17 protein-coding genes are annotated in these 16,026 nt (G+C 71.3%); 15 read left to right on the top strand and 2 right to left on the bottom strand.

Going from position 1 to position 16,026, the window contains the following annotated elements; all coding sequences use genetic code 11:
- The first annotated feature begins 6 nt into the window (after positions 1–6).
- Together ACWDX9_RS36005 and ACWDX9_RS36000 are read left to right on the top strand one after the other, a co-directional pair.
- The gene (locus ACWDX9_RS36005; RefSeq protein WP_449962069.1) at positions 7–882 is read left to right on the top strand and encodes a carbohydrate ABC transporter permease; all 876 of its coding nucleotides are present in this window, start codon (positions 7–9) and stop codon (positions 880–882) included.
- Positions 876–1,712 (top strand): carbohydrate ABC transporter permease, encoded by an 837-nt coding sequence (locus ACWDX9_RS36000; RefSeq protein WP_185077977.1) that lies wholly within the window; start codon positions 876–878, stop codon positions 1,710–1,712. The genes ACWDX9_RS36005 and ACWDX9_RS36000 overlap by 7 nt, the downstream gene beginning before the upstream one ends.
- Before the next feature lie 11 nt (positions 1,713–1,723).
- Here the strand turns inward: ACWDX9_RS36000 and ACWDX9_RS35995 are convergent, their stop codons facing one another.
- Positions 1,724–2,746 carry a PHP domain-containing protein gene (locus tag ACWDX9_RS35995; protein WP_449962066.1) on the bottom strand — a complete coding sequence of 341 codons (1,023 nt, stop codon included), beginning with the start codon at positions 2,744–2,746 and terminating at the stop codon, positions 1,724–1,726.
- Positions 2,747–2,837: 91 nt separating this feature from the next.
- On the opposite strand from ACWDX9_RS35995, the gene ACWDX9_RS35990 reads away from it, so the two are divergent.
- The 9 genes from ACWDX9_RS35990 to ACWDX9_RS35950 all read left to right on the top strand — a co-directional run bounded on the left by ACWDX9_RS35990 (position 2,838) and on the right by ACWDX9_RS35950 (position 11,097).
- Positions 2,838–3,239 carry a hypothetical protein gene (locus ACWDX9_RS35990; RefSeq protein WP_350723174.1) on the top strand — a complete coding sequence of 134 codons (402 nt, stop codon included), beginning with the start codon at positions 2,838–2,840 and terminating at the stop codon, positions 3,237–3,239.
- Between the two features lie 3 nt (positions 3,240–3,242).
- A complete protein-coding gene (locus tag ACWDX9_RS35985; RefSeq protein WP_449962063.1) occupies positions 3,243–4,385 on the top strand; it encodes a glutathionylspermidine synthase family protein in 1,143 nt (380 codons plus the stop codon).
- A 31-nt stretch (positions 4,386–4,416) separates the two neighbouring features.
- Positions 4,417–4,848, top strand: a complete 432-nt coding sequence (locus tag ACWDX9_RS35980; RefSeq protein WP_350723178.1) for a DUF350 domain-containing protein — start codon at positions 4,417–4,419, stop codon at positions 4,846–4,848.
- Between the two features lie 161 nt (positions 4,849–5,009).
- Positions 5,010–6,134, top strand: coding sequence for a PucR family transcriptional regulator (locus tag ACWDX9_RS35975; RefSeq protein ID WP_350723250.1), 1,125 nt, complete (start codon positions 5,010–5,012; stop codon positions 6,132–6,134).
- Between the two features lie 103 nt (positions 6,135–6,237).
- Complete coding sequence (locus tag ACWDX9_RS35970; protein WP_449962060.1) at positions 6,238–7,134, top strand: ACP S-malonyltransferase; 897 nt, start codon at positions 6,238–6,240, stop codon at positions 7,132–7,134.
- Positions 7,131–8,087, top strand: a complete 957-nt coding sequence (locus ACWDX9_RS35965) for a beta-ketoacyl-ACP synthase III (protein ID WP_350723182.1) — start codon at positions 7,131–7,133, stop codon at positions 8,085–8,087. The genes ACWDX9_RS35970 and ACWDX9_RS35965 overlap by 4 nt, the downstream gene beginning before the upstream one ends.
- A 77-nt stretch (positions 8,088–8,164) precedes the next feature.
- A complete protein-coding gene (locus ACWDX9_RS35960) occupies positions 8,165–8,404 on the top strand; it encodes an acyl carrier protein (RefSeq protein WP_350723184.1) in 240 nt (79 codons plus the stop codon).
- Between the two features lie 35 nt (positions 8,405–8,439).
- Entirely contained in the window at positions 8,440–9,672 is a 1,233-nt protein-coding gene (gene fabF / locus ACWDX9_RS35955; protein WP_350723186.1) for a beta-ketoacyl-ACP synthase II, read from the top strand.
- Positions 9,673–11,097: an acyl-CoA carboxylase subunit beta gene (locus tag ACWDX9_RS35950; RefSeq protein ID WP_449962058.1), complete on the top strand. Its 1,425-nt coding sequence runs from the start codon at positions 9,673–9,675 to the stop codon at positions 11,095–11,097.
- A gap of 125 nt (positions 11,098–11,222) precedes the next feature.
- Here ACWDX9_RS35950 and ACWDX9_RS35945 read toward each other — a convergent pair whose 3' ends face one another.
- Entirely contained in the window at positions 11,223–11,717 is a 495-nt protein-coding gene (locus ACWDX9_RS35945) for a DUF3145 domain-containing protein (RefSeq protein WP_350723190.1), read from the bottom strand.
- A 175-nt stretch (positions 11,718–11,892) separates the two neighbouring features.
- On the opposite strand from ACWDX9_RS35945, the gene ACWDX9_RS35940 reads away from it, so the two are divergent.
- From ACWDX9_RS35940 to ACWDX9_RS35925, 4 genes are all read left to right on the top strand, one after another.
- Complete coding sequence (locus ACWDX9_RS35940) at positions 11,893–12,906, top strand: S8 family peptidase (protein ID WP_449962055.1); 1,014 nt, start codon at positions 11,893–11,895, stop codon at positions 12,904–12,906.
- 73 nt (positions 12,907–12,979) lie between these two features.
- Complete coding sequence (locus ACWDX9_RS35935) at positions 12,980–13,507, top strand: RNA polymerase sigma factor (protein ID WP_355194094.1); 528 nt, start codon at positions 12,980–12,982, stop codon at positions 13,505–13,507.
- Positions 13,504–13,950 (top strand): hypothetical protein, encoded by a 447-nt coding sequence (locus ACWDX9_RS35930; RefSeq protein ID WP_449962053.1) that lies wholly within the window; start codon positions 13,504–13,506, stop codon positions 13,948–13,950. The genes ACWDX9_RS35935 and ACWDX9_RS35930 overlap by 4 nt, the downstream gene beginning before the upstream one ends.
- Positions 13,951–14,094: 144 nt before the next feature.
- Positions 14,095–16,026, top strand: a 1,932-nt coding sequence (locus ACWDX9_RS35925) for a hypothetical protein (RefSeq protein WP_449962050.1), incomplete at its 3' end; no start/stop codon positions are given.

The following is a 16,026-nucleotide window of genomic DNA, read 5'->3' as shown; positions in this document are numbered from 1 at the left end:
CCGCACGTGCGCGCCACGCTCAGGCTCGTATGGGTCCTGCCCGCCCTCGTTCTGGTCGGAGTGTTCGTCTACCTGCCGCTCGTGCAGAACCTGCAGTTCAGCACGCTCAAGTGGGACATCTACAGCGGCAGCCAGGAATACGTCGGGCTCGACAACTACGCCAAGCTCGTCGACGACCCGGTGTTCTGGTCGTCGCTGGGCAACAACGCGCTGTACGCGGTGGTCTCCATCGTGTTCCAGGTGTTCGGCGCGCTCCTGCTCGCCGCGCTCATCGAGAGCATCGGCAGCGAGCGCTGGCGGCGCGGCCTGCGCGCGGTCTACTTCATCCCCTCGGCGATCTCGCTGACCGTCGCGGGGCTGCTGTTCTACTTCGTGTACGAGCCGAACCTGGGCCCGCTCAACCACGCGCTCAAGGCCGTGGGCCTGGGCGAGTTCGCCCAGGCGTGGCTGGGCCAGGAGAGCACGGCCATGTCGGCGATCATCGCGATGAGCCAGTGGCAGGGCTTCGGCTACTCCACGCTGCTGTTCGCGGTCGCGATCCAGCGCATCCCCTCGGAGATCTACGGCGCCGCCGCCATCGACGGCGTCGGCCCGATCCGCCGGTTCGTCCACGTGACGGTGCCGCTCGTGCGCGAGATGACCGGGCTCATGGCGATCGTCACCATCTCGGGCGCGTTCCAGGTGTTCAACGAGGTCATGGTGATGACCGCCGGCGGGCCGAACAACTCGACGCAGGTGCTGGGCACCTGGCTGTACCGCAGCGGGTTCGTCCGCAACAACTTCGGCTACGCCGCCGCGGTCGCGACCGTCCTGTTCGTGATCACGCTCGGCATCGCGGTGGCGCAGCTGTGGGTCACCCGCAGGAGAAGGGTGGAATGGTGACGCGCCTGAGCTTCCTCGCGGTGATCGCCCGCGTCTTCATGTGGGCCTTCCTGCTGGCCCTCGCGGTCGTCGTGGTCTATCCGCTGCTGTGGATGACCCTCAACGGGTTCAAGACCAACGCCGAACTGTTCGGCGACCCGTTCGCGCTGCCCCTGCACTGGAGCTTCGAGAACTACCAGAAGGCGTGGAACCGCGGCGTCAGCGACTACCTGACCACCAGCGTGCTGGTCACGCTGACCTCGACGGTCGCCACGGTGTTCGTCAGCGCGTGGGCCGCCTACGGCCTCACCCGCGTGAACGTCCCGCTCAACAGGACGCTCACGGCGGCGATACTCGGCGGGCTCATGCTCGCACCCACCGTGGCGCTCGTGCCGCTGGTGAAGATGTTCCAGGCGATGGGGCTGTACAACACGTTCTGGGCGCTACTCATCCTCTACACCGCCTTCCGCGTCCCGTTCACGACCTTCCTCATCCGGGCGTACATGATCGACCTGCCCCGCGAGGTGGACGAGGCGGCCGAGATGGACGGCGCGGGCCGGTGGACGGCGTTCTGGCGGATCATCCTGCCGATGTGCAAGCCGATCCTGACCTCGACGGTGCTGCTGCACATCCTCTTCACCTGGAACGAGTACCTCTTCGCGATGATCTTCACCAGCGGCACCGGCGTGCAGACCCTCCCTGTGGGCCTGACCAGCCTGATGAGCAAGCACGGCACCGAGTACCCGGTCGTCTTCGCCGGGATGGTGATCGCGGCGCTCCCCGTGGTCCTGCTGTTCTTCCTCGGCCAGCGCTACATCGTCAAGGGCCTCGCCGACGGAGTCGGCAAATAACCACGTGACGCTCAGGCGGCCGTCCAGTCGAGCAGCCGCTCCAGCGGCCAGGTGTTGACGACGCGGTCGGCCTCGATGCCGCACCGCGCGGCCCGTTCGCAGCCGTAGTGCTGCCAGTCGAGCTGCCCGGGCGCGTGGGCGTCGGAGTCGATCGCGAACACGCACCCCATCTCGTACGCCAGCCGCATCAACCTCTTGGGCGGGTCCAGCCGGTCCGGCCGGGAGTTGACCTCCACCGCGACCCCGAACTGCCGGCAGGCCTCGAAGACCAGCTCGGCGTCGAACGACGACTCCGGGCGGCGCTCGCCGCGCCTGCCGCCGGCCTTCACCACCCGCCCCGTGCAGTGGCCGAGCACGTCCACCAGGGGATTGGCGATGGCGGTGACCATGCGGCGGGTCATCTCGTCGCCGTCCATGCGCAGCTTGGAGTGCACGCTGGCCACCACCACGTCCAGCCGCTCCAGCAGGTCGGGTGACTGGTCGAGGGAGCCGTCCGTGTTGATGTCCACCTCGATGCCGGTCAGGATCCGGAACGGGGCCAGCCGCTCGTTCAGCTCGGCCACCACGTCGAGCTGGCGTTCCAGGCGCTCGGCCGAGAGGCCCTTGGCCACGGTCAGGCGGGGCGAGTGGTCGGTCAGCGCCAGGTAGTCGTGGCCGAGCCCGCGGGCCGCCTCGGCCATCTCCTCGATCGGCGAGCCGCCGTCCGACCAGTCGGAGTGGCTGTGCAGGTCGCCTTTCAACGCGCCGCGCAGCGCCTGCGTCTCCTCGTCGAGCTGCACGCCGTCGGTCGCCCGCAACCGCCTCAAATACGTAGGAACCTGCCCATCGAGGCTTTCGTTGACCACAAGGGCGGTGACCTTCCCGATGCCGGGCAGGTCGCCGAGACCGCCGGTGCGGGCCAGCCGCACGAGCTCGTCCCTGGGCAGGTCGGTGACGACCTGGGCGGCGCGACGGAAGGCACGTACGCGGTACGTGGGCTCTCCGGCGCGCTCCAGCAGGAAGGCGATCTCGCGCAGGGCCTCAACCGGTTCCATGTGAGCGAACATACCTCGGGGCCATGACTACAGGATTGAACGGGGACGAGGGCCGCCGATAGGCTGAGCGGCCCATGAAAGCAGGATCTTGATGGCACAACCTCCGCAAACCCATCCCACGCCGCCACCGCCCGCGCGCAAGGCGTCCAAGGCCATCCCGCTGACCATTCTCGGTGTTCTGTCCATCATGCTGGTCGGGTACTGCGCGGCCACCCAGGATGACGACGACGTCACCGCGGACTGCGTCATCCAGCTGGACGACGGCACGTACGAGGTCGTCGACGACGACTACTGCGACGATGACGACAACGGCTCCTACCATTACTACGGCGGTTCGCGCGGGGCGTACATGTGGTACTACGGGGGCACCAGGTCGGGCAACAAGGTGCGCGGCGGCACCACGTACCGGCCCTCTGACGTGAACATCTCCACCCGCAACGGGAAAGAGATCCAACGGGGCGGCTTCGGCAACCACTGGGGCGGCGGGAGCTGACCGGTGCGGCGTGAGCATGGCACTCCCAGGGACGGCTGGGAGAAGACGATCGAGGGCCAGGGCCTGGCCTACCACCGGGCGGCGCACCCGTCGGGGCTGAGCAGACCGTACTGGGACGAGTCCATCCATTACGTGTTCTCCATGGACGAGGTCGAGGCGCTGGAGGAGCAGGTCGAGGAGCTCCACGAGATGTGCCTGCGCGCCGTCGAGCACGTGGTCTCGGCCCGGCGCTTCGCCGACTTCGCGATCCCCGAGTGGGCGTGGGACGAGGTGGCGCGCTCATGGGAGCGCCGCGACGCCCACCTGTACGCCCGCTTCGACCTGCGCTACGACGGCACCGGGCCGGCGAGGCTGCTGGAGTACAACGCGGACACGCCGACCTCGCTCGTGGAGTCGTCGGTCGTGCAGTGGTTCTGGCTGCAGGACGTCCACCCGGGCGCCGACCAGTGGAACTCCGTGCACGAGCGGCTCATCGAGCGCTGGCGCGACATGCGGCTGCCGCCCGGGCCCACCCACTTCGCGTTCACGAACATGGACGAGACGGGCGAGGAGGCCATGACCGTGGCCTACCTGCAGGAGACCGCCGAGCAGGCGGGCCTGCAGACCGTCGCCGTCGCCATGGAGGACATCGGCTGGGACTCCCTCAACCGCCGCTTCGTGGACGTCGAGAACCGCGTGATCCGCTCGGCGTTCAAGCTCTACCCGTGGGAGTGGATGCTGGCCGACGACTTCGGGCGGCACGCCGTACGGCACTCCACCTGGATCGAGCCGCTGTGGAAGACGCTGCTGTCCAACAAGGCGCTGCTGGCGATCCTTTGGGAACTCAACCCCGGCCACCCCAACCTGCTGCCCGCCTACCTCGACGGCCCGCGCGACCTGACCTCCTACATCGCCAAGCCGCTGCTGGGCAGGGAGGGCGCCTCCATGCGCATCGTCACCCCCGAGGGCACCCAGGAGACGCCGGGCGTCTACGGCCAGGAGGGCTACGTCTTCCAGGGCTTCGAGGCGCTGCCCCAGTTCGAGGGGCAGCGGCCGGTGCTCGGCGCCTGGGTGGTCGCCGACGAGGCCGCCGGGCTGGGTATCAGGGAGACGACCGGCCTGATCACCGATGACACCTCCTCGTTCGTCCCCCACCGCATCGCCTGACTCCGCACCGCATCCCCCGATAGGAATCAACGTGACTCTTCTCGAGACCCTCGCCCGCGGCTCGGGCGCCATCGCCGCGTACGCCGCCGTCGGCGTGATCCTGATGATCGTCGGCTTCTACGTGATCGACTGGGCCACCCCCGGCAAGCTGAGCGAGATCATCCGCACCCAGCGCAACCCGAACGCCACGCTGCTCGCCACCTCCGCCCTGGCCGCCGTCGGCCTGATCGTGGCCGCCTCCATCTGGTCCTCCGGCGGCCGGCTGGCCGAGGGGCTGGCGGGCACGGCGGTGTTCGGCCTGGTCGGCATCGTGGTGCAGACCGTGGCGATGCTGCTGTTCGACCGGATCGTCGGCATCTCCGTACGCGACCTCGTGAAGGAGCCCGAGCTGCAGCCGGGCGCGCGGCTGCTCGCGGTCACGCACGTCGCGATCGGCCTCATCACGGCCGTCGCGGTCATCTGACGCCGGTCGCCGGGCCCCACGAGAACGGCCGTCGCGGTGATCTGACGCCGGCCGCCCGGCCCCGGGAGAACGGCCGTCGCGGTCATCCGGACGGAGCTGGCACTCTAGAAGGCGTGACAGACCGGACCCGGGAGGACACCACACGCAGGCTCGAGCGGGCCATGGGCTCGCTCGGCACGGCGGCGATGGCTCGCATGGAGGAGCAGCTGCCGTGGTTCCGCGCGCTCAGCGCGGAGGACCGGTCGTGGGTGGGGCTCGTGGCCCAGGCCGGCATCGCGGCGTTCGTCGAGTGGTTCTCGATCGCCGGCGAGGACCGCCCCACCCCCAGCATCGAGTTCTTCGGCACGGCCCCGCGCGAGCTCAAGCGGTCCATCTCGCTGCAGCAGACCGTCGACATCGTCAGGGTCGTGGTCGAGGTGGTCGAGGCGCAGGCCCACGAGCTGGCCGCGCCCAGCGGCGAGGACCAGCTCCAGCAGGCCATGCTCCGCTACACCCGCGACGTCGCCTTCGCCGCCGCCCACGTCTACGCCCGCGAGGCCGAGGCCAGGGGCTCGTGGGACGCCCGGCTCGAGGCCCTCATCGTGGACGCCCTCGTCCGCGGCGAGGTCGACGACGGCCTGCACTCCTGGGCGGCCGCGCTCGGCTGGACCTCCTCCCCCGTGGTCGTCATCGCCGGCCACGCCCCCGTCGACGACCCCCGCGCGGTCATCGACGGGCTGCGGGAGAAGGGCCGCCGCATCGGCATGGACCTGCTGGCCGGCGTGCAGGCCGACCGGCTGATCGTCATCGTGGGCGGCGCCGAGAGCGTCAACGACGCGGCCAAGCAGGTCGTGCACCGCTTCGGGATGGGCCCCATCGTCATCGGCCCCGAGGTCCCCGACCTGCACGCCGCGGCCAGGTCCGCCAGGGCGGCGCTGGCCGGGCTGAAGGCCTCGTCCGGCTGGCCCGACGCGCCCCGGCCGGTGCACGCCGAGGACCTGCTGGCCGAGCGGGCGCTCGACGGCGACGACGACGCCAGGCAGCAGCTCATCGAGAACGTCTACCTGCCGCTCGCGGGCACGCCCCTGCTCGACACCCTCGCCACGTACCTGGAGCAGGGCACCTCGCTGGAGGCGACGGCGCGGCTGCTGTTCGTCCACCCCAACACCGTCCGCTACCGCCTGAAGAAGATCACGGAGCTGACCGGCTACCAGCCCACGGAGGGCAGGTCCGCCTTCACGCTCCAGGTCGGCCTGATCCTGGGCCGGTTGGCGGAGAGCGCCGAAATGTGGCGCGCCCTAACGTAATGTCGCCGAAATCCCCACTGTAGGCTTCCTACAAAACCCCCCGGACGAAGTTCGTGCGGATCATTATCCGCGTGTCGGAGTTCTACAGGGCAAGGTGGGTTTTGTGCTTGTACTCGTCGCTCCGGGCCAAGGTGCCCAAACGCCAGGCTTCCTTTCTCCCTGGCTCGAGCTCCCCGGTGTGGCCGACAGACTCGGTGCCTGGTCGGAGGTCGTCGGGCTCGATCTGATCGCCTACGGGACCACCGCCGACGCCGACGAGATCCGTGACACCGCCGTCGCCCAGCCGCTCCTCGTGGCCGCCGCGCTGGCCTCCGCCGAGGTGCTCGGCGCGACGCCGGACATGCTCGCGGGCCACAGCGTGGGCGAGTTCGCCGCCGCCGCGCTGGCCGGGGTGCTCACCCCCGAGCAGGCGCTCACCCTGATCCGCGAGCGCGCCCAGGCCATGGCCAAGGCCGCCGCGGTCACCGAGACCGGCATGACCGCCGTGCTCGGCGGCGTCGAGGACGACGTGCTGGCCGCCCTCGAGAAGCACGGCCTGACCCCCGCCAACATCAACGGCGCCGGCCAGATCGTCGCGGGCGGCACGCTGGAGCAGCTGGCCGCGCTCAAGGACGACCCGCCGACCCGTGCCCGCCTCATCGCGCTGAAGGTCGCGGGCGCCTTCCACACCCGCCACATGGCCCCCGCCGTGGAGAGCCTGCGCGAGGCCGCCGCCAACGTGGCCCCCGGCGACCCCACCGTCACGCTCCTGTCCAACTCCGACGGCCAGGCGGTCGCCTCCGGCGCCGAGTTCGTGGAGCGGCTGGTCAGGCAGATCAGCAGCCCCGTCAGGTGGGGCGCCTGCATGGAGACCATGGCCGGGCTCGGCGTCACGAAGATGATCGAGCTGCTGCCCGGCGGCACGCTCACCGGCCTGGCCAAGCGCGGCCTGTCCGGCGTGCGGACGGTGGCGCTGAAGACCCCCGACGACCTCGACGCGGCCAGGGAGCTGACCAAGTGAAGATTCCCGACGTCGCCCCTGGCGGCAGGATCCTGGCCCTCGGCCACTACCAGCCGGCCAACGTCGTCACCAACGACGACCTGGCCAAGAACATCGACACCAACGACGAGTGGATCCAGTCCAGGGTCGGCATCAAGGAGCGCCGCGTCGCTCCCGACAGCGAGTCCCTCGAGGACATGGCCACCATCGCCGGCGGCAAGGCGCTGGCCGCGAGCGGCCTGTCGCCCGAAGAGGTCGACCTGGTCATCGTGGCCACCTGCACGCTCGAGACCCAGATCCCCAACGCCTCCGCCGTCGTGGCCCACCGCCTCGGCATCAAGGCGCCCGGCGCGTTCGACGTCAACGCCGCCTGCGCCGGGTTCTGCTACGCCCTCGGCACCGCGAGCGCCGCCGTACGCGCGGGCTCGGCCCGCCACGTGCTGGTCATCGGCGCGGAGAAGCTGTCGCAGTGGATCGACTGGACCGACAGGTCCACCGCCGTGATCTTCGCCGACGGCGCGGGCGCCGCGGTGGTGGGTCCCTCCGAGACCCCCGGCATCGGCCCCGTGGTGTGGGGCAGTTCCGGCGACAAGTCCGAGGCGATCGCCATCCAGGACCGCCAGAACTTCCTCCGCCAGGAGGGCCAGACGGTGTTCCGCTGGGCGACCACCGCGCTCCACCCGGTGGCGCTCGAGGCCTGCGAGCGCGCGGGCGTGGACCCGTCGGAGCTGACGGCGTTCGTGCCCCACCAGGCCAACCTGCGCATCATCGAGGCCATCGCCCGTAAGCTGGGCGCCGACAACGCCGTGATCGCCCGCGACATCGTCAACGCCGGCAACACCTCGGCCGCCTCGATCCCGCTGGCGCTCTCGCGCATGCTGGAGCGCGGCGAGGTCCGCTCCGGCGGTCTCGCGCTGCTGCTCGGCTTCGGCGCGGGGCTGACCTACGCCGGGCAGGTCATCGAGATCCCTTAGCCTCCCCTCGCACTACCATCCAGAGCTTGTACGGCACAGCCGTGCAGAACCCAGAAATCAAAAGGAGAACCAGCGACATGGCTGCCACCGAGCAGGACATTCTTGACGGCCTCGGCAAGATCATCAACGAGATCACCGGCATCCCGGCCTCGGACGTGACCCCCGAGAAGAGCTTCGTCGACGACCTCGACATCGACTCCCTGTCCATGGTCGAGATCGCCGTGGCCGCCCAGGACGAGTTCGGCGTCGAGATCCCCGACGACCAGCTCAAGAACCTGAAGACGGTCAAGGACGTCCTCAACTTCATCCAGGGCTGAGAAGTCACCATTCTGACTAGCAAGGAGCGCGAAACGTGAGTGCGAACCGGGTACGTGTCGTCGTCACCGGGCTTGGCGCGACGACGCCCGTCGGTGGAGACGTCACCTCGACCTGGACGGCGCTCCTCGCCGGTCAGTCGGGTGTCGAGACCCTCACCACGGACTGGATCGACTCCGTCCCCGTGAAGTTCGCGGGGACGGCCGCGGTCGACCCCACCGAGGTGCTGCCGCGGCCGGAGGCCCGGCGGCTCGACCGCAGCGAGCAGTTCGCGATGGTCGCCGCCCGGGAGGCCTGGCAGGACGCCGGCGCCCCCGAGGTCGCGCCGGAGCGGCTGGGCGTCGTGGTCTCCAGCGGCATCGGCGGCATCAGCACCACGCTGAGCGCGTACGACACCTGGCGTGAGCGCGGCTGGAACCGGCTGTCGCCGTTCACCGTGCCGATGCTCATGCCCAACGGCCCGGCCGCCTGGATCGGCCTCGACCTGGGTGCCCAGGCGGGGGTGCACGCCACCGTGTCGGCGTGCGCGTCCGGCGCCGAGGCGATCGGCCACGCGATGGACATGATCAGGGTGGGCCGCGCCGACGTGGTCGTGGCCGGCGGCACCGAGGCCGCCATCCACGGGCTCAACATGGCGGCCTTCGCCGCCGCGCGGGCCATGTCCACCCGCAACGACGACCCGCAGGGCGCGTCCAGGCCGTGGGACCGCGACCGCGACGGGTTCGTGCTCGGTGAGGGCGCCGGCATCGTGGTGCTGGAGTCCGAGGAGCACGCGAAGGCGCGCGGCGCGAAGATCTACGCCTACTGCGCCGGGGTCGGCTACTCCGCCGACGCCCACCACATCACGCAGCCCGAGCCCGAGGGCCGGGGCATCATCATGGCGATGACCCAGGCGCTCAACGACGCCGGCCTGACCGGCCTCGACATCAAGCACGTCAACGCACATGCCACCTCCACCCCTGCCGGCGACGTCGGCGAGGTGCAGGCCGTGGCCAAGGCCATCGGCACCCACCCGCTCGTGACCTCGACCAAGTCGATGACCGGTCACCTGCTCGGCGGGGCCGGCGGCATCGAGTCCGTCTTCACCATCAAGGCGCTGCAGGAGCGGATCGTCCCCGCGACCATCAACCTCGACGACCTCGACGACGGCATCGAGGTCGACCTGGTCTACGGGAAGAACCGCCCCCTGCCCGACGGAGACATCGCCGCGGTCAACAACTCGTTCGGATTCGGGGGCCACAACGTGGCCGTCGTGTTTAAGGGGGCATAAATGACCGTGCTGGACAACGGGATAGCGACCGACGGCACCGAACAGGAGCCTGCCGACCCCCGCGATCCAGCCGTCCGCCTGACCGCGCTGCTCGACGAGGGCTCGCTGCGGCTGATCAGCTCCGAAGACAAGAGCGGCGTGCTGGCCGCCATGGGCCGCGTCGAGGGTGTTCCCGTCGTCGCCTTCTGCAGTGACGCCCGCTTCCAGGGCGGCGCGATGGGCAGCGAGGGCTGCGAGCACATCGTGCACGCCTACGACGTGGCCGTCCGTGAACGGGTGCCGGTCATCGGGATCTGGCACTCCGGCGGTGCGCGACTCGCCGAAGGCGTCGAGTCGCTGCACGCCGTCGGGCGGGTCTTCGCCGCCATGACCAAGGCGTCCGGCGTGGTGCCGCAGATCTCCGTGGTCGTCGGCCCCGCCGCCGGCGGCGCCGCGTACGGTCCCGCGCTGACCGACATCGTCATCCTGGCCGAGTCCGGCCGCATCTTCGTCACGGGCCCCGACGTGGTCCGCAGCGTCACCGGCGAGAGCGTCGACTCCGCGGCTCTGGGCGGCCCGGAGCCGCACAGCAAGCGCAGCGGCGTCGTGCACGTCGTCACCAAGACCGAGACCGACGCGTACGTCAGGGCGCGCCAGCTCGCCACGCTCCTCGGTCACCAGGGCCGGGTGCGCACGGGAGAAATCGAGGAAGTGGACTTCTCCACGCTGCTGCCCGACTCGGCCAGGCGCGCCTACGACGTCAAGCCGCTGGTCAACGGCCTGCTCGACGAGCCTGGCATCGAGCTGCACCCCAAGTGGGCGCCGAACATCGTCACATCGCTCGGCCGCCTCGGTGGCCGGACGGTCGGTGTGATCGCCAACAACCCGCTGCGGCTCGGCGGCTGCCTCGACGCCACGTCCGCCGAGAAAGCCGCCCGCTTCGTACGTATGTGTGACGCTTTCGGAGTGCCGTTGGTTGTCCTCGTGGACGTTCCCGGCTACCTGCCCGGGGTCGGGCAGGAGCACGACGGGGTCGTCCGGCGGGGGGCCAAGCTGCTGCACGCCTTCGCCGAGGCCTCGGTGCCGCGGGTCACGCTGGTGACGCGGAAGGCGTACGGGGGCGCGTACATCGCGATGAACTCCCGCGCGCTGGGGGCCACCAAGGTGTTCGCCTGGCCTACCACCGAGGTGGCGGTCATGGGGTCGGTGGCGGCCATACGCATCCTCAAGCGGCGCGAGCTGGCCGCCGCGCCGGAGGAGGAGCGGGCCGAGCTGGAGCAGCGGCTGGCCGCCGAGCACGAGAAGCTGGCCGGTGGGCTCGACCGGGCCCGGGAGCTGGGGGTCATCGACGAGGTGATCAAGCCCGCGGAGACGCGCGGCGCCATCGCCAAGCTCCTCGCCCAGGCCACGCCCGCCCGCGGCGCCCACGGCAACATCCCGCTGTAGCTCTTTGACGATCGGCCCCGCACCGAGCATCGGTGCGGGGCCGATCGCATGCTTCCCAAGAGGCCCCGCACCGGCGTGGGTGCGGGGCCTCTTGGGCGTGGCGTTCGCCCGTGGCGTGGGCAGGGTCAGACGGCGGCGTGGAGCCAGCGGACGGGCGCACCGTCGCCCGCGTACCGGAACGGCTCCAGCTCCTCGTCCCAGGGCCGTCCGAGCATCTTGTCCAGCTCGTCCTCCAGCACGCACCGCCCCTGCGCGGCCATCATCATCGCCGCCCGGAGCCGTTCCTCGGGGATCATGATGTCGCCCGCCGCGCCGATGACCGCGGTGAAGGCGCCGAGCGTCGGCGTGTAGGCGTGGCGGGACCCGTCCACTCCCGGTGACGCGTCCTCGGTGATCTCGAACCTGAGGCGCTGCCAGCCCATGAGCGAGGAAGCGATGGCCGCGGCGATGCCGGCGCGGCCGTCCCACTCCGCCTGGGCCCGCACGACGTTGGGCGCGGCGGGTTGCGGAGTCCACGTCAGATCCACGGGCACGCCAAGGACACCCGCGACTGCCCATTCGATATGAGGGCACAGCGCGGGCTGAGCCGAGTGGACGTAAAGGACGCCACGAGCAGACACCGGACCTCCCGTTTCGGTACGAGGTGCGCCTTCCCCAACGGCCTCGCCCCGGGATGATCACAAGTGACTAGGGAGAGACTACCGTCGGTCGCTATCCGGCACCAGAGGGGGGCCATACCAACTTGGTGCGGGAGTGGCATGTGACAGTTGGACCAGCGGGGAAACATACCGCCTCATGGACATCCAATCTGTCGGCGCGTCGCTCATCCGGCCTGGTCAGGTGCTGACCGACCGCGCGGCACTGTCGGCCGTCTCGCGCTGGACCCAGGCGGTCTCGGAGGCGGACGGCGTCTGCGTGATCCACCTGTCGCCCGGCGCCGACCCCTGCGAGATCACCGCCGAACTCCGCGAGCAGGGCCTGCGAGCGTCGCCGAACCACGTGTTCCGCGGCCAGCCTCTGTTCTTCGGTGGTCCCGCGTCCAGACCCTTTCCCACCCCTCCCATCGCCCACAAGCCGGGGCGGTCCCGCTCGGGCGTGGTCGTGGGGCTGCTCGACACCGGCATCGCCAAGCACCCGTGGTGGTCCGGCAGCGACTGGTACGGCGAGACCGCCCCCGAGTGCGCCGACGCGACGGAGGGCGCGCAGGCGGGGCACGGCACGTTCATCGCGGGCCTGCTGACCCGGCGGGCCCCGGGCGCGGAGCTGAGCGTGCACCGGGTGCTCGACGGCGACGGCATCGGCGACGAGGCGACCGTCGTCCGCGCCCTCCACCGCCTGCGCGAGCGCCCTCCGCAGGTGCTCAACCTCTCCTTCGGCGGCCACACCTACGACGACCGCCCGCCACCGCTGCTGTCAGACGCCATCGCCGCGCTGCCCGACACGGTGACCGTGGCCTGCGCCGGCAACACGGGGTCCGACCGGCCGTTCTGGCCGGCGGCGCTGCCCTCCGTGGTGGGCGTGGCCGCCGTGGACGCCGCGGAGGAACGGCGCGCCCCCTACTCCGGCTACGGCATCTGGGTGGACGCCTGCGCCCGCGGCGACTGGCTGACCAGCAGTTTCCTGGACGGCGGCGACTTCGCGGGATACGCGGCGTGGAGCGGCACGTCGTTCGCCACCGCCCTGGTGGCGGGGGCCGTCGCGGACGGGGCCAAGAGCGAGCCGGCCAAGGATGTCGCCAGACGGCTCTTCGAATCTGAGCGGGCCCGGCAAATTCCGGATCTGGGAGTTCTGATCCCGGCGAGTCTGTAGAGTTTACGCTCAGTCCTCAGCCAATCACGGGGAGGCATGATCGCCTACTCGTGCCGGACGGAAGGAGGCCGCGATGCGCGATTCAGCGGAGCTGCTCGCAGCGGCGGCCGAGGGCGACCGGACGGCCTGGGACGAGCTGGAGGCCAGGTTCGGGCCGCGTATGTGGGCGGTGGCCCGCGCGTGCGGCCTGAGCCCCTCCGACGCGGCGGACGCGGTCCAGGGTTCCTGGTTGCGCCTGCTGCAGCACCTCCCGAGCATCAGGGATCCGGCCGGGGTGGGGGCCTGGCTGGTGACGACCGTGCGCCGCGAAGCCCTCCTGCTGCTGCGCAAGGATCGTCCCGGGGTCTCCTCCTTCGAGGTCGTCGAAGACCCTGACCCGGAGTCCGCCGTCCTGGAGGCCGACGGCCGCCGCCTGCTCTGGAAGACGGTCTCCGACCTGCACGAGCCCTGCCGCTCACTCCTCCAGCTGGTCGCCGTCGACTTCGGCAACCAGCAGATGGCGTCACGGCTCGGACTGCCCGTAGGCAGCATCGGTCCGACCAAGGCCCGGTGCCTGGAAAAACTGCGCACTCTGATCTCAATACAGGAGACAGCGCAATGATCAACGACGAGTATTTCCTGGCAGCCCTCCGGTTGGCCTCCGGGAACGACCCGATCCCCGGCCAGGTGTCCGCCGCCGCGCGCGACGCCTACCGGCTCCGGGTCCCCGGGGCGGTGACGGCCGGCCCCACCGACCGCGGCGCCGCCAGCGGTGTACGCGATGACGAAGGCTCCCATCTGGTGCGCTTCGTCGTGGCGGGCCTCACCTTCGACCTGGAGATAACGATCGGCGACGGGCTCATCGACGTGGCGGGACACGTCTCCCCGTACCCGGGGGAGGGCGCGCTCATCGATGTGCGCACTCCCCATCTGACGCTCACCCGGCGGATCGCCGGCTCCGGCGACTTCGCCGCCACCGGCCTGCCGCCGGGCTGGCTGAGCGTGGTCTGCCACCGCCCCGGCCACAAGCCCGTTCAGACGCGATGGGTGCGCATCCGGCCCTGACGTGACCTGATCCCCTTGTCGACCAGCCGAGAGAGCCACGTCGCCTCTCTCGGCCGTTTCCGTTCCAAGGCAGCGAGTCTCCATCCCAAGGCACCCGATATGAGCGCAACACCAGAGCGACCAGACGACCGAGATCCACTCGTCGTGGCGGCCGAGGCCGCTGTCATGCGCTCCCTGGTCGATCCCGACCACGCCCTTCGCGCCGGCCGTACCGTGCTCTCCACGGCCCGCCGCGTCCGCGACCCCGAGGCCGAGGCCGTCGCGCACAGGGCCATCGCGCTGGCCGCCCGCGAGCTCGGCGACCTGCGCAGCGCCGATCACCACCTCCGCGAGGCCATCGCCACTCCGGGCGCCCCGCCGGAGCGCATCGCCCAGGCCAGGCTCTCCCTCGTCACCGTACGCACCGAGCTCGGCCACCCGCTCCAGGCCCTGCGCGTGGCCGCCCTGGCCTGGGCCCACCTCTCGCCGCTCGACCGCGCCAAGCTCGACACCCAGCGCGCGGTCGCGCTGGCCCGCCTCGGCCGCCACCAGGAGGCCATCGCCGCCTGCGACCGCGCGCTGCGGGCTCTCGTGACCGCTCCCGGCACCATCGACGACCGCAGGTTCCTGGCGGGCGGGCTGCTCAACCGCGGTCTCGTCCACTCCTACCGCGGCGACTGGGACGCCGCCATGCGCGACCTCACCGCCTGCCTGGAGATCTCCCGGCACTCGGGGCTGCGGCACCTGGCCCGCCTGTCCGCCGCGAACCTGCCCTTCCTCGCGGTACGGCGGGGCGACATCGCGGGGGCGTTCAAGCTCTACCGCGAGGCCGAGGACACCCTGTTCGGCTTCCCCGAGCGGCTGGCCACGATGCGGGCGGACTTCGCCGGCGCCCTGCTGGCGGCCCATCTGCCGGGCGAGGCCAGGGCCATGCTGAGCCTGGCCGTACCCGATCTCGAGGTGTCGGGGGCGCACGTGGCGCTGGCCGAGGCCCGGCTGAAGCTGGCGCAGGTGGAGCTGCTGACCGGCGACCCGCGCCGGGCGCTGGAGGTGGCCGAGCAGGCGGCCGGCGAGTTGGCCGCGCAGGACCGGACGTCTTGGCTGCCGCTGGCCAGGGAGGTCGTCCTGCGGGCCCGGCTGACGCTCGAACCCGTCACGCCCGCCCTGGTCGCCGACCTGGTCGCGTGCGCGGACGAGCTGGAGGACGGCCTGGCGCACCTGGCGGGCGCGGCCGCGCTGCGGCTGGTGGCGGCCGAGGCGGCGCTGGCCGTGGACGACCATCCGACGGCCTCGGCGCAGCTGGCCCTCCTCACCGAGCACGCCGAACGCGAGGAGCCGTTCCCGCCGATCGGCACCCGGCTCACCCCGCTGGACTCCGAGCCCGCGCGGGAGGCGGAGATCCCGGTGCCGGTGCGCCAGCACGCGCTCGCCCTGGAGGCGTCGCTGCAGGAGGACGCCACGGGGGCCTTCCGGGCGGTCCGCGTCGGGCTGTCGGAGGTGAGCGAGCGGGTGGAGACGTTCGACGATCCCTCGCTGCGCGCCCACGCGGCCAGGGCCGGGGAGCGGCTGGCGGGGTTCGGGCTGGGGCTGGCGGTGCGGGGCGGGTCCGCCGGGGAGGTGTTCGAGTTCGCGGAGCGGTGGCGGGCGGTGGCCGCGCCCTCGCACGCGTGCTCGCTGGTGGATCCCGAACGGGTGCGGGCGGAGCTGGGGTGCGGGGCGCTGGTGGAGTTCGTGGCGGACGGGGACGCGCTGCTGGCCGTGCTCGTCACCGGGGAACGGGTGACGCTGCGGCGGGTGGGAGACGCTCGGCAGGTCAAGGAGGCGATCGTCCGGCTCCGTCACGCGCTGCGCCGCCAGTGCTCCGGGGCGCAGCGTCCTCGCTGCGACCTGGAGAGCGTCGAGGTGGCGGCCCTGGAGGTCGAAGGGCTGCTGCTGCGTCCGCTCCTCGCCGAGCTGGGAGACGGGCCGCTGGTGGTGGTGCCGGTGGACGCCCTGCACACGCTGCCGTGGGGAGCGCTGCCGTGCCTGCGCGAACGCCCGGTCAACGTGGTCGCCAGCGCGGCCGGCTGGGTGCGGGCCCGGGAGCTCGCCCGCGCC

The organism is Nonomuraea sp. NPDC003201, from assembly GCF_053590415.1.
This window is presented reverse-complemented; position numbering and strand designations above follow the sequence as displayed.

Bases quoted from the DNA above. Each gene is read 5' to 3' on its own strand.
- ACWDX9_RS36000 (WP_185077977.1), top strand. From the start codon at position 876: ATGGTGACGCGCCTGAGCTTCCTCGCGGTGATCGCCCGCGTCTTCATG.
- ACWDX9_RS35995 (WP_449962066.1), bottom strand. From the start codon at position 2,746: ATGGAACCGGTTGAGGCCCTGCGCGAGATCGCCTTCCTGCTGGAGCGC.
- ACWDX9_RS35990 (WP_350723174.1), top strand. From the start codon at position 2,838: ATGGCACAACCTCCGCAAACCCATCCCACGCCGCCACCGCCCGCGCGC.
- ACWDX9_RS35975 (WP_350723250.1), top strand. From the start codon at position 5,010: ATGGGCTCGCTCGGCACGGCGGCGATGGCTCGCATGGAGGAGCAGCTG.
- ACWDX9_RS35960 (WP_350723184.1), top strand. From the start codon at position 8,165: ATGGCTGCCACCGAGCAGGACATTCTTGACGGCCTCGGCAAGATCATC.
- ACWDX9_RS35950 (WP_449962058.1), top strand. From the start codon at position 9,673: ATGACCGTGCTGGACAACGGGATAGCGACCGACGGCACCGAACAGGAG.
- ACWDX9_RS35940 (WP_449962055.1), top strand. From the start codon at position 11,893: ATGGACATCCAATCTGTCGGCGCGTCGCTCATCCGGCCTGGTCAGGTG.
- ACWDX9_RS35935 (WP_355194094.1), top strand. From the start codon at position 12,980: ATGCGCGATTCAGCGGAGCTGCTCGCAGCGGCGGCCGAGGGCGACCGG.
- ACWDX9_RS35930 (WP_449962053.1), top strand. From the start codon at position 13,504: ATGATCAACGACGAGTATTTCCTGGCAGCCCTCCGGTTGGCCTCCGGG.